The organism is Bartonella gabonensis (assembly GCF_903679515.1).
GTDB classification, from domain to species: domain Bacteria; phylum Pseudomonadota; class Alphaproteobacteria; order Rhizobiales; family Rhizobiaceae; genus Bartonella; species Bartonella gabonensis.
On the sequence record NZ_CAHOYM010000012.1, the window covers coordinates 18533 to 30618 of the forward strand.

11 protein-coding genes are annotated in these 12086 nt (G+C 39.3%); 4 read left to right on the forward strand and 7 right to left on the reverse strand.

Features of this window, described 5'->3' with window-relative positions:
- Nucleotides 1-444: 444 nt before the first annotated feature.
- The gene (locus HWX04_RS03825) at nucleotides 445-1128 is read right to left on the reverse strand and encodes a VUT family protein (protein ID WP_175868895.1); all 684 of its coding nucleotides are present in this window, start codon (nucleotides 1126-1128) and stop codon (nucleotides 445-447) included.
- 129 nt (nucleotides 1129-1257) lie between these two features.
- Entirely contained in the window at nucleotides 1258-1575 is a 318-nt protein-coding gene (gene rpmB / locus HWX04_RS03830) for a 50S ribosomal protein L28 (RefSeq protein WP_175868896.1), read from the reverse strand.
- A gap of 277 nt (nucleotides 1576-1852) precedes the next feature.
- On the opposite strand from rpmB, the gene HWX04_RS03835 reads away from it, so the two are divergent.
- The 3 genes from HWX04_RS03835 (at nucleotide 1853) to HWX04_RS03845 (ending at nucleotide 5803) form a co-directional block, all read left to right on the forward strand.
- Nucleotides 1853-2635, forward strand: a complete 783-nt coding sequence (locus tag HWX04_RS03835) for an SURF1 family protein (protein ID WP_175868897.1) — start codon at nucleotides 1853-1855, stop codon at nucleotides 2633-2635.
- A gap of 1052 nt (nucleotides 2636-3687) precedes the next feature.
- Nucleotides 3688-5307 carry a bifunctional phosphoribosylaminoimidazolecarboxamide formyltransferase/IMP cyclohydrolase gene (gene purH / locus HWX04_RS03840; RefSeq protein WP_175868898.1) on the forward strand — a complete coding sequence of 540 codons (1620 nt, stop codon included), beginning with the start codon at nucleotides 3688-3690 and terminating at the stop codon, nucleotides 5305-5307.
- Between the two features lie 343 nt (nucleotides 5308-5650).
- Entirely contained in the window at nucleotides 5651-5803 is a 153-nt protein-coding gene (locus HWX04_RS03845) for a DUF1127 domain-containing protein (RefSeq protein WP_175868899.1), read from the forward strand.
- Nucleotides 5804-6623: 820 nt separating this feature from the next.
- Here HWX04_RS03845 and HWX04_RS03850 read toward each other — a convergent pair.
- From HWX04_RS03850 to htpX, 3 genes are all read right to left on the reverse strand, one after another.
- Complete coding sequence (locus tag HWX04_RS03850; protein ID WP_175868900.1) at nucleotides 6624-8369, reverse strand: heparinase II/III family protein; 1746 nt, start codon at nucleotides 8367-8369, stop codon at nucleotides 6624-6626.
- A gap of 64 nt (nucleotides 8370-8433) precedes the next feature.
- Nucleotides 8434-9798, reverse strand: coding sequence for an RsmB/NOP family class I SAM-dependent RNA methyltransferase (locus tag HWX04_RS03855; RefSeq protein ID WP_175868901.1), 1365 nt, complete (start codon nucleotides 9796-9798; stop codon nucleotides 8434-8436).
- Between the two features lie 59 nt (nucleotides 9799-9857).
- A complete protein-coding gene (htpX, locus tag HWX04_RS03860; protein WP_175868902.1) occupies nucleotides 9858-10904 on the reverse strand; it encodes a zinc metalloprotease HtpX in 1047 nt (348 codons plus the stop codon).
- A gap of 83 nt (nucleotides 10905-10987) precedes the next feature.
- On the opposite strand from htpX, the gene HWX04_RS03865 reads away from it, so the two are divergent.
- The gene (locus HWX04_RS03865) at nucleotides 10988-11203 is read left to right on the forward strand and encodes a DUF1674 domain-containing protein (RefSeq protein WP_175868903.1); all 216 of its coding nucleotides are present in this window, start codon (nucleotides 10988-10990) and stop codon (nucleotides 11201-11203) included.
- Between the two features lie 143 nt (nucleotides 11204-11346).
- Here the strand turns inward: HWX04_RS03865 and rpsP are convergent, their stop codons facing one another.
- On the reverse strand, nucleotides 11347-11721 hold the full coding sequence (rpsP, locus tag HWX04_RS03870; protein WP_175868904.1) for a 30S ribosomal protein S16: 375 nt from the start codon (nucleotides 11719-11721) through the stop codon (nucleotides 11347-11349).
- A gap of 16 nt (nucleotides 11722-11737) precedes the next feature.
- Nucleotides 11738-12067 carry a chorismate mutase gene (locus HWX04_RS03875; RefSeq protein WP_175868915.1) on the reverse strand — a complete coding sequence of 110 codons (330 nt, stop codon included), beginning with the start codon at nucleotides 12065-12067 and terminating at the stop codon, nucleotides 11738-11740.
- Between the last annotated feature and the right edge of the window lie 19 nt (nucleotides 12068-12086).

Here is a 12086-nt window from a genome sequence, read left to right on the forward strand (position 1 = left end):
AAGATGATTCATGGAGAGGCATTTTTGTCTTTTCTGGAATGTTCTTATCTATACGATCTTCCCCCACTTGTCATATGCAAGAGAGGTACTTTTGATTGAGACAATATACGAGAGATTGGAACAAAAGGTCTTTACATTTAAGGCTTTTAGTCAATAAATAAAAATAATTATCATTATAAATCAATAAGTTAAAACACACAATTGAAATTTATTTTACATCAATGTGGCTTATAAGAAAGTGTTTTTAACCTCTTTCAAAGAGTGCTTATCCATCCATTTTTTATGAGAGCCTCAACAAATAATTTTTATTAGCTTCTAACAAAATAAATCTTGAAATGAGAGCCTCTCCCTGCAACCGTGAAGCGATAAGCTATCCCTATCAACGATGCTATCGCATGCGTAATATAACGGAAATTTTCAGTTTAAAGATAAGAATAAAGATTATTATTTGTTACAAGCAAAAGAGGAATCATCCTTTGGATGATTTTGATAAAGAGGAAGCTTTACAATGTTAAGAATTGTCCCATAAGGAATCAACATCAACAAGCTCATAATAATTTTTACGGAAAAATCGCCAAAAGCAAGCGAGAGCCAAACTGGCATGCCTATTCCTCCCCAAACAGTACTCTCCACCAGTGAACTATCAGCATACCCTGTTATCTTATCAAGAATGGCAAAAGAGCTCGAAAAAGCAAGAGAGAAAAACAACACTGTATCCAACGCCGAACCAACCAACGCTGCTGCTAAAGGTGCTTTCCACCATGTTTTTCGTCGCAAAGGCGTAAAAACAGCAATATCAAGGAGCTGCCCAAATAAAAATGCAAAACTAGAAGCAAGTGCAAGCCGCGGTGTTACCAATATCCAAGAAACAAAAACACCGGCAAAAAAACCAGCATAAACCACACGCCGTGCAGCAGATGGACCATAAAAACGATTGGTCAAATCATTGATGAGAAAAGCAAATGGATAGGTAAAAGCTCCATAAGTCAAAAGCTCATTCAAACCAAACCAATAGACAGGATATTGAACCAAAATATTAGAAGCAGTGACCGCAAGACACATTGCTAAAATAGAAAAAACAACATACCTTCTCTTTTGCTGTTCTAATAAAAGACCGCTTGAAAACATTTTTTTAACCTGGGGTATGGAACCAATAAAATAATAGAACGATCAAAGAGAGAAAAGCCAAAATAAACTATCTAAGACTAAGATCCGCGATTACAGCGTCAATCCACCGAAGATAATCACCCGCAACAATCACGCTGCTTGTTCAGCCTTTTGCTCACTTTCTTTCTCAGCTTTTTTCTTAATGATTTGACGTTTTAACAAACGCGCACGTTGCGATAACTCTTTATCGTCTGCCTTGACCAAAAAACTATCAAGACCACCACGATGCTCCACAGAACGCAACGCATTTGCTGAAATACGCAAACGATAACTTTGCTGCAACACTTCTGAAATCAATGTCACATTGCAAAGATTTGGTAAAAAACGACGCCGAGTTTTATTATTTGCATGGCTCACATTATTACCATACAAAACCACTTTCCCTGTCAATTCACATGCACGCGACATAGACTTCACCTTTAAACTCTAAGAAACTTTCAAATCCCTACACCCAAAGCAGATAATAAACGCAAAGCACACACAATGCGACCTAGAACGGGCATCATTGGGAAGTTTCTTTCTAATAGGGGGTCGACAACAAAAGGTCAAGTCTTTTATAGCATCTTTTTCATCTCTTGCTAACTCATCCTTCATCTTTTTCTTCAAGAAAGCGTGCAAAATGCTTTTTTTGAAGGCATACCGTGTTAAAATATAAAGTTTATTATTCTGAAAGGAAGCATCAATCATGAGCAAAAAAGCCTCTCCCATGACAAAGCTTCAGAAAAATTCTTGCCGTTGTTCTTCTCTTTTGTTTGGAACTTTATGCATTTGTTTTTTTCTTCTCTTCAGTGCATTAGGCATATGGCAAGTACAACGATTAAACTGGAAAACGAATCTTATCACCAGTGCCAATCAGCGGGTTCACTTAGCTCCCATAAAAGCCCCCCAAAAAGATCAATGGGCTGATGTTACTTTCGAAAAAAATGAATATCAACCTGTTGTTATCACAGGAAAGTTTTTAAAAAATAAAAATATTTTGGTCACTGCTGTTGCTCAAAACACTACGGGCTACTGGGTTTTGACTCCTTTACAAACCACTGACAACACACTGACCTTTATCAACCGTGGCTTTATCCCCATGGATGAACGTAACAATTTTCAATCCTCAGAGACATTGCATACAAATGCCTCATCTCAGCAAGATTCTACCACAAACACAGAACAAACGACAGTCATCGGTTTATTACGCATGAGTGAAAAAAATGGATTTTTTCCACGCAAAAATAATCCTGTCAAGAATGTGTGGTATACGCGTGATCTTCCCGCTATGGCACAAAAACTTCGGTTATCCACTGTTGCCCCTTATTTCATTGATGCCAGAAAAACAACCCCACAAGCAAATCTTCCCGTCGCGGGTCTTACGATAATCCATTTTCGAAACAATCATCTTGTTTACGCAATCACGTGGTTTATTTTAGCTGCCGGTGTGTTAGGCGCTTTTCTTTTTCTGGTACGGCAAAAAGCCTAAACAATAACAAGTAAAATACCAATCTCTAAGAGGGTCATTAAATCGTTTGACCTTTTAAAATGTATATTTCATAATAAAGAAAATCTTAACACTATTATATTGAGCATTGACACATCATAAAATTTGTTTTTAAAGAAGCATTTGTTTGATTTATAATAATAATTCCATCATTTTATAACTTAAAATTAAGATCTCGAAATATCCGTAAAACTCTTTTGCTTAAAATCTTCTGACCAAAACCAGCAAAATCATTCTGGCAATCCCCCCCACACACATAAATAAAGAAAACACCACAGAATAAAATTATTGAAAACAGATAAAAAGAAAGAGCATCCCGCCCTCACACCTTTAAGTATGGATCATGGGCAACAATGGGTCTATTATAGCATTCACGAAAAATTTACACGACTCTCTTCACAAGACCACCATAAAATGGAAGTTTCTTCATTAAAAAATATTTTTTAAATAAACGCGCACAAATTCGCACCATAATAGCGTTTTATTTTGCATGCAAAACGTAACCTCATTAAAAAGGCAATGCATAAAATGTGTAACAATGTGTCGTTTCCACTCTTAAAAAAACATTCTATTAAAAACATTGTCATAAATGCTTCTGAAAAGCATAAAAATAAAAAATGGCAGGAAAAATGAGCACGCATTTCTACCGTTATAATTTCATATTTCTGCCGGTTATTCTCCCATCTCTCAAAGATAACTCAAACGGGTATATGCAATATTCTCGCCTTCATCTCACATACAAAAGCGAATATAACAGAGAACATGCGGAAGCGTTTTGCATTTAAAACCTGCTATGGAGATAAAATGTTGAAATTATAAGCAACCAAAAAACATTTTAGTGTATCAGTGAAACTTTTATACCTCTTACAACACCTCCAATGATGGCATTTTACAGTATAAGAAAAAAAGAGAATCATCGTATATTTTAATAAAGACAGTTTATCCTTTCAGTATATTTTGCTAAAGGCTTGTGCTATAAATATCTAAGCTTATTTTTCTGGAATTTTAACTCTTTCATTTTTAAGGCTTCTGTTATGGGTGTTGTTACCAAAAATTTTCCCATACCTGATCTGAATCGGGTTCATCGTGTTCTTCTTTCTGTGTCTGATAAAACGGGGGTGGTTGCATTTGCCCAATCCCTTCATGCAACTTACAATGTTGAATTGATTTCAACAGGGGGAACAGCCAAAACCCTCATAGCGGCTGGTTTACCCGTAAAGGATGTTGCTGAAGTTACTGGATTTCCCGAAATAATGGATGGGCGTGTCAAGACACTTCATCCTTTGATTCATGGTGCTTTGTTAGGGGTAAGAGAAAATCCTAGCCATAGGCAAGCTATGGAAAAGAACAGCATTCATGGAATTGATCTCTTGGTGGTAAATCTTTATCCTTTTGAAGAGACACTCCAATCAGGAGCTGATCAACAAACGATTCTTGAAAATATTGATATCGGTGGACCGGCGATGATTCGCGCTGCGGCAAAAAATTATGCTTATACCGGTGTTGTAACAGCGATCAATGACTATGATTCGATTCTAGCCGAATTAAAACAGCATAATGGATGTTTAAGTTTATCCATGCGTCATCAGTTAGCCATGCGCGCGTATGCGCACACCGCTGCTTATGACACAGCAATAGCAGCATGGTTTGCACAGAATTTAAAGATTGAAACACCATCATGGCAAAGTTTTTCTGGTCATCTTGAAAATGTTATGCGCTATGGGGAAAATCCACATCAACAAGCAGCATTTTATCGCAATAATGAAAAACGTTTTGGCGTTGCAACAGCAAAACTTTTACAGGGTAAAGCGCTTTCTTATAACAATCTGAATGATACAGATGCAGCCTTTGAGCTTGTGGCAGAATTTGATCCGCAAAAAACCGCTGCTGTTGCTCTTATTAAGCATGCCAATCCTTGTGGTGTTGCGGAAGGGAAAAATTTGAAAGAAGCTTATTTGAAAGCTCTTATGTGTGATAATGTATCGGCATTTGGTGGAATTGTGGCTTTAAATCAACCCCTTGATGAGGAATGTGCGGAAGAGATTGTTAAAATTTTCACGGAAGTGATTATTACTCCTGATGCAACAATGGCGGCACGTGAAATTATCGCCAAGAAAAAAAATCTTCGTTTGCTCATTACAGGTGGCGTTCCTAATCCACGTTGTGGAGGACTTCTGGCGAAAACACTTGCAGGAGGCATTTTAGTGCAATCACGTGATAATGTGGTGGTTGATGATCTTAAATTGCAAGTGGTCACAAAGCGAGCACCAACTCAAGATGAAATGCGTGATCTTCAATTTGCTTTTCGTGTAGCAAAACACGTTAAATCAAATGCTATTGTATACGCGAAAAATAGCGCAACAGTTGGTATTGGCGCTGGACAAATGAGCCGCATCGATTCAGCAAAAATTGCTGCAAATAAAGCAGCAGAAAGTGCAAAAAGAGAAGGTTTTAAAGAAACTCTCACAAAAGGATCAGTGGTTGCATCCGATGCATTTTTTCCTTTTGCAGATGGTTTATTAGCAGTAGCTGAAGCAGGTGCAACAGCAGTCATTCAACCAGGAGGTTCCATGCGTGATGAAGAAGTTATCACTGCAGCTGATGCGCAAGGTTTAGCGATGGTTTTTACAGGAATACGACATTTCCGTCATTAATATAATTGAGATTATTTCCTCTTCATATGAGACAAATGTTCAAGAGATTTTTCATAAATCGTATGTCGATTTATAACTGCTAAAATAGGAGCAGTTATTCAATCCAGAGAATTGTAATGAAAAAGTTATCACCGCAGAAAATGCACATAATTTAGCCATGTTTTTAGGAATAAGATACCATTGCAATTAATGGCTTTAATCTGTTTCCCTTTTACATGAGACCCGTATTAAAGGGTTCTATCTTATATGTAGATGCATACCTGTTATGACATTATAGCATAACTATTTTTAGTAATATGCTCTATCTTAAACTGAAAAGTGTAACAAAGTTTGAGTACAGGATATGAATATTCTACGTTCTTATAGTAATTGGCGCCGTTATCGTCGAACCGTTAATGCGTTGAGTCGTCTTTCGACATATGAGCTCAATGATCTTGGCATTTGTCGAGGTGACATTGATTCAGTTGCACGGCGCTATTCGCATAAATCTTCCTAAAAGTTGTTTGAAGAATATTCAAGAAAATGCTTTTCTATAAAGAAACGAGCATTGTGGGGTTAGTTGTTATGACTTCAGCTTTAATATAACAACACTTTAATATAACAACACAAAGCAGGAGTTTTTTTCTGAAAGGATTTTTCCGAGAATCCTTTCTGTAATTTTGTTTCGTGGTGTAATTTTATTTCTTGAATTCTCAATGTTTCTATGATGAGCAAATTTTGATTTATCAAGAATGTTCATTATTTTGATTTTGCGTGTTTGATGAGAAACTCTGCTGTAGGATTGTTTTATCTCAAATCTGTTTATATTGGATCAACTAAAACCATATCTCTTGCACGTTACAAGCAAGGGGAGCCTGCTTGGAATGATTTCTATACAAAAAGGGACTAAAAATGCCTATAATGAACCGTCTTAAACGCCAAAAGCTTTCGCAACAGTGAAAGCAGACACACGTGTGTGATGATTCCGGCGTATCATTCTCTAAGCAGCCATAATATAATCAAAAAAAAGAATATTGATCACAAGAGCATCCTTAAGAACTTTTTAAAGATAAGTAACCATTTAATTTTCTCGCCACACACCTTTAAAGAATGAAGATTTTTAAAGCCTGTGCCGATCTATCAATAATCCCATTTCCGCTAGAGCACCCCCCTCTAACATTACCTCATGAAATTTTCTATAGGCAAACTTCGCCTGCAAAATATCCATTCCATACGCTCACAAAAATACTTCCATGTAAAAATTTACATAGTCCTTAAATAGGATATTATCACAATAAACGATGATATTTTAGAACACGAAGATAAAACGCAATAGACTATAGGCTGGAACAATATTCTGATTTTTTATCAAACGCTTCACGGATAAAACGCCAGCGAACCTTTTCCTGAAATGCAGGACGAAAATATAAAACGATCTGCTGCGTTCGTTGTGGACCTGCTAATTCCGCAAAATCAATCGAATCTTCAAGACAAATATCCGCATCAGGCGATATAAAATACCATACTTGCTCGCCCGCTACGTGTTCGTTCTTTACCGCTAAACACACACGCTCACCATCATAGTTGACCTCAACTTGTGGGTGAAGATGAAATCGAACAGCAACGTGATCTTGTTCACTTTGCGCCCTCTTATGTCTCTTTCCGCCTTTATTGGGCATAAAAAACCGATCAAAGCCTTCGATCATATCTCCACTTGTCGCCAAAATAAGACCACGCTCATGAATAAGATTAAAGGGACGCACATAACCATCATGACTCGCAATAAAACCTGTTTTTTCTGAATCCTCTATACGGCGCACTTGAACTTCCCTGGGTCCATCAAATAAAAGAGAAGCGCCATTTTTCTTTTTTTTGTAAAAAATTCCTACCGAGCAATCATTAAGCGTAGCTGTTGAATGGGCTGCCGTAACACGCCCTAAATGTCGATAGTCTTCCCGCCCATCAGGGTTAACACCGGTATTGATAATAAAACGGTGTCCTTGTGAAGACATTTCAAAAGACAAACATCCTGAACAAGCTTTCTGTGCTACAGAGCGTGGTGGAAATTTTCCTGTATCGGCAAGAATTGTTGTTTGATTAGCTTTTAAGCGCTGGAACCCTGAATAACGAGCATAACTAAAAGGATGCCCTCCTGTTTCATCAAGCTCCAAAAGTGTCGATAACCGTTCCGACACGAGGGAACCAACCCCATTAAAATGCGCCAATGTTTGATCCTCGTGAATAAAGAATCGTAAAGCTGGCAACATACGCTCAACAGAATCAATCAAAATACGGGGTGCAGTTTCATTACTCCGCATAAAAAGATAACGTAAAGATAATAAATCTGATAATAAATTAAGCAAAATGATAGGACTACGGGAAATATGCCCACCATCAACCAAAATCTGAAGCGAAAGCTCTTCTATAAGCGTGGTTTGTACCTTTTTTTTCACGGCCGCAGAAACAGGCAAAGCAAGAGATGCAAACGTCAAAGCTATTGCTGCTTGTAAACGTTGATCATTGTGCTCCATACTGCAAATTGTTACGCGCAAATAACGAAATTGCAAACCAAGCGCACGTAAAAAGCGCTTTTCAAACCGCTCGCTTGCCCCTTCTAACAACATTTTTGAGTGACAAATCCACGAGATCAAACGCCGCGCCACAACAGGACTACTCCAAGCAAGCCCTTTTACCTTTTTACCAGCATGGTCCAGCCAATCTTCTAAAAGAGAACGCGCATGCGCCGAAGCTAAATCACTTTCTGCTGCTTCCATATGGCGCAACCAATGAAAATCATGCAGAGCCGCTTCCCATTCGGACGTTGGCGAAACCAATGAAAATGGTGAAACAGCACCAGAATGAACAATATGACCAGCAAAAGCAAAACGACCATGATAAAATTCATGCGCCATCATCGGATCAGCCACATGTAAATCAATGGGATGCGCTAAAATTTTATGAGGACGAAACCCTGAAAACCGCCAACGAAACAAGGGGCCAACCCATAAACGCCGCATAACATGCTGTAGCGTATCGATACAGGCTGCTATTTTTACCTGAGGAGCTTTTACCGCAACCGCCAAAATTTCATCTCCATCTATGCTGAATCAGATACAATTTCGACCATTTTTGTAAATGAAGCGTTAATTAAGCAATTTTTCGTAAGCGCGCAGCAAAAAAACCATCCATTCCTAAAAATTCAGTTTTCTCAGCATCAAAATTTTTATGACAAAAATCCGCCGGTGTCGTGCGCAACATCCCTTCACAAAGCAAATGTGTGAGCCCCCCCATTTCTTCTGGATAAATAGGGTCTAAAACAATATCATTGTGTGTCGATAAAATTTTTTCAATAAGATCTTCACCTTCTTCTCTAGCCAATGAACAATTGGAAAAAACAATCCGTCCTCCCTCCTTTACCAAGGCAATTGCTGCGACCAACAAATCATATTGCAACGCCGCTAACTTAATGACATCATCCCTCGATTTCGTCCATAAAATATCTGGATGACGACGGATAGTTCCCGTAGAAGAACAAGGAGCATCAAGAAGAACCGCATCAAAAAGCTGTTTGGGATGAAAATTTCTCACATCCCCTTGCCAAATGTGAACGGAAAAATGGAGCCGTCCCATATTTTCTTTTAAACGCTTGATACGGTTAGCAGAAAGCTCAATAGCTGTCACTTCTGCCCCCTGCAAAGCCAATTGCGCTGTTTTTCCTCCAGGGCTCGCACAAAGGTCAGCAACATTTTTTCCCCGAAGTTCTCCTAGTAAACAAGCAGGCAACGCTGCGGCAAAATCTTGAACCCACCACGCGCCCTCACGATAGCCTGGTAAATCAGAAACAGAACACGCCAAACGATTCACTCGTACAGAACCATTGGGCAACACCACACCACCAAGTCTTTCAGCCCATTCAACACTATCAGACTTTACTGTCAAATCGAGCGGAGGCTCCACACTTTGAATTTCTATAATTTGATGCGCTTTTTCTATTCCATAAGCTGATACTAAAAGCTGTCCAAACCACACTGGAACACCTTCAATGGTCGGAACCTGTTGGCGTAAAGGCACCACTTCCCGCGCAATATTGCGCAAAAGAGCATTCACCACCCCTGAAAAACGGCGCATACGAGGATCAAATTTTGCCACACGCACAGCTAAATCAATAGCCGCATGATCCGGAATATCAAGATAAAGAATTTGCGCTACACTGATATGCAGAAGATACTGAAGTGAAAGTGCTTGTGCAGGCAAAGGGCGTGCTAAAAAGCGTGAGAGAGCCGCCGCAATCTGCCCTCGATGACGCAATGACGTTGTTAAAATAGCCCGACACAACAAACGATCTCGTTGTGAAAGCTGTAAATATTGTGGATGTCCGTGTTCATTATCTGTCAAACCAGAAAGAGGCGTATACTTATCAATGACCGCCCCTAAAAGACGCACACACACCTGCCGAACAGCCAATCCTGGAACATCTTTTTCAGACACATGCCCCGCTTTTTTGTGTTTCAAAATAACACCTTTATATCACTACTTCCTCAAGAGATCCCCCTGAAATCTCCTTAAAAACTTTATGAACGAGGTCTTTTTGAATTCTCATAACGAAGCCAAGAAGGACGTTTTGTGACCCGTTGAAAAGTATTGTCTTCTTTCTCACCTGATGCATGAGCCTGATCACTGCGAAAATCTTCATAATTCATTTCATTACTTTTTTTATTTATACTGCCTTCTCTATTCCAACCCCCACTTTCGGCAAGAGTCCCTTTCATCTCTTCTGCTTGCCGATAAAGAGCAGCAATACGATTTGCTGTTGCTGGATGTGTCGAAAAAAGACTATCCGCTCCCTCACCGCTCAAAGGATTGATAATAAATAGATGCGCTGTTGCAGGATTATGCTCTGCTTCTTCATTGTAAACCCCATGCCCTCCATCAGCAATTTTACGCAATGCCGAAGCCAACCATAAAGGATTACCACATATCTCAGCTCCCCTCCGATCCGCAGCATATTCACGCGTACGGCTAATGGCCATTTGCACGAGCATTGCAGCAAAAGGGGCCACGAGCAGTGCAGTAAATCCTCCTATTGCCCCAGCACCATGAGAATCTTCTGAAGAGCTACGCTGTCCCCCCATAAAAAAAGCAAAATTACCAAGCATTGAAATTGCCCCTGCAATCGTTGCTGTTAGAGTCATGGTTAAAGTATCACGATGTTCGATATGTGCGAGCTCATGCGCCATAACGCCAGCAATTTCCTCTGCACTTAACCGCTCTAACAAACCGCGACTTGCAGCAACAGCAGCATTTTGCGGATTACGTCCCGTCGCAAAAGCATTTGGCTGCACACTCTCAATCACATAAACTTTTGGTTGCGGAAGAGAAGCATTTTTAGCTAAATCGCTTACAATCTTATAATAAACGGGTGCTGAATGCTGATCAACTTCACGCGCCCCGTACATGCGTAAAACGATTTTATCTGAATTCCAATAAGAAAAAAAGTTTAAACCACTTGCCATCAAAAGAGCAATGACCATGCCACTGCCCCCTCCAACAAGATAACCAACCCCCATAAAGAGAGCCGTTAAAAAAGCCAAAAGCATGGCTGTACGCATTATGTTCATTACTCAAAAAACTCCATGATAAAAGTCTACCAATACTATATGATGGGGTTTTCTTTCTGCTTCTTCAATGGAATAGGTATAAAATGCATAAAAAAGATGAAAAAATAAGCCCAAAAAATTCAACTGTCGTTAAACAGCAATCTCTTCCTCCCGCAGCACAACGCGCCCTTAAAGAAGCTGAAGAACGGCGAAAAGACGAAACAACAAAAGAACAACCATTAGAAAATGGTGGACGCGGCGGCAAAGATCCTTCTCGCTATGGAGACTGGGAAATTAAAGGCCGCGCCATCGATTTCTAAAATTGAACTTTTAAAAAATCCGCACCGTTTTAAATAAACACTCTTTTAAAGAAGATCCGTTTTTGATTGGCAAAAACGGATAATATTTACTCTTCTAAAAGTTTTTAAAGAGGTGCTGATTAAGCAATCATACTTCTTAAGCTTTAAGCTGAAGCAGATTCTGCTTCAGCCGCAGCTGCTGCTTCCTCTGCCACTTGCTTTGCTGCTGCTATACGTTCTTGTGCTTTTTTGCCCGGTTCACCTTTATATGGATTATTGCGGGTTGGACGCTTTTTTAAGCCAGCCGCATCTAAAAACCGTAAAACGCGCTCTGTCGGTTGAGCCCCTTGCCTAAGCCAATATTGTATACGTTCTTCATTAAGTTTCACCCTCGGTCCATCTTTAGGCAACATTGGATCCCATGCACCAACACGTTCAAGAAATCGCCCATCGCGCGGACTACGAACATCCGCAACGACGATATGATAATAAGGACGTTTCTTTGAACCTCCACGGGACAAACGAATTTTCAATGCCATATTTTATCTCCTATTGTCAGCTCTGGCTTTCGTTTAAATTGACTTTTTTATCTTTTTGCTTTTCAGCAATAACTTCATGATGATGCACAACTTCTTTAATAATAAACTTTAAAAATCTTTCAGCAAAATCAGGATCAAGATGACTTTCCATAGCCAATTGCCGCAAACGCGCGATCTGATTTTGCTCACGCAGAGGATCTACTTTAGGCAAATCATAACGCGCTTTTAAGCGTCCAACAGCTTTCGTACAACGAAAACGCTCTGCTAAAATATGAATCAAAGTTGCATCAAAATTATCAATAGATGCTCGTAAATGTGCCAATTCGTTTAATACTGTTTCCTGCATCATATTCCTTTCTCTCTTT

Excerpts from the sequence above, each read along its gene's own strand:
- HWX04_RS03825 (WP_175868895.1), bottom strand. The coding sequence starts at position 1,128 with ATGTTTTCAAGCGGTCTTTTATTAGAACAGCAAAAGAGAAGGTATGTT.
- rpmB (WP_175868896.1), bottom strand. The coding sequence starts at position 1,575 with ATGTCGCGTGCATGTGAATTGACAGGGAAAGTGGTTTTGTATGGTAAT.
- HWX04_RS03835 (WP_175868897.1), top strand. The coding sequence starts at position 1,853 with ATGAGCAAAAAAGCCTCTCCCATGACAAAGCTTCAGAAAAATTCTTGC.
- purH (WP_175868898.1), top strand. The coding sequence starts at position 3,688 with ATGGGTGTTGTTACCAAAAATTTTCCCATACCTGATCTGAATCGGGTT.
- HWX04_RS03845 (WP_175868899.1), top strand. The coding sequence starts at position 5,651 with ATGAATATTCTACGTTCTTATAGTAATTGGCGCCGTTATCGTCGAACC.
- htpX (WP_175868902.1), bottom strand. The coding sequence starts at position 10,904 with ATGAACATAATGCGTACAGCCATGCTTTTGGCTTTTTTAACGGCTCTC.
- HWX04_RS03865 (WP_175868903.1), top strand. The coding sequence starts at position 10,988 with ATGCATAAAAAAGATGAAAAAATAAGCCCAAAAAATTCAACTGTCGTT.
- rpsP (WP_175868904.1), bottom strand. The coding sequence starts at position 11,721 with ATGGCATTGAAAATTCGTTTGTCCCGTGGAGGTTCAAAGAAACGTCCT.
- HWX04_RS03875 (WP_175868915.1), bottom strand. The coding sequence starts at position 12,067 with ATGCAGGAAACAGTATTAAACGAATTGGCACATTTACGAGCATCTATT.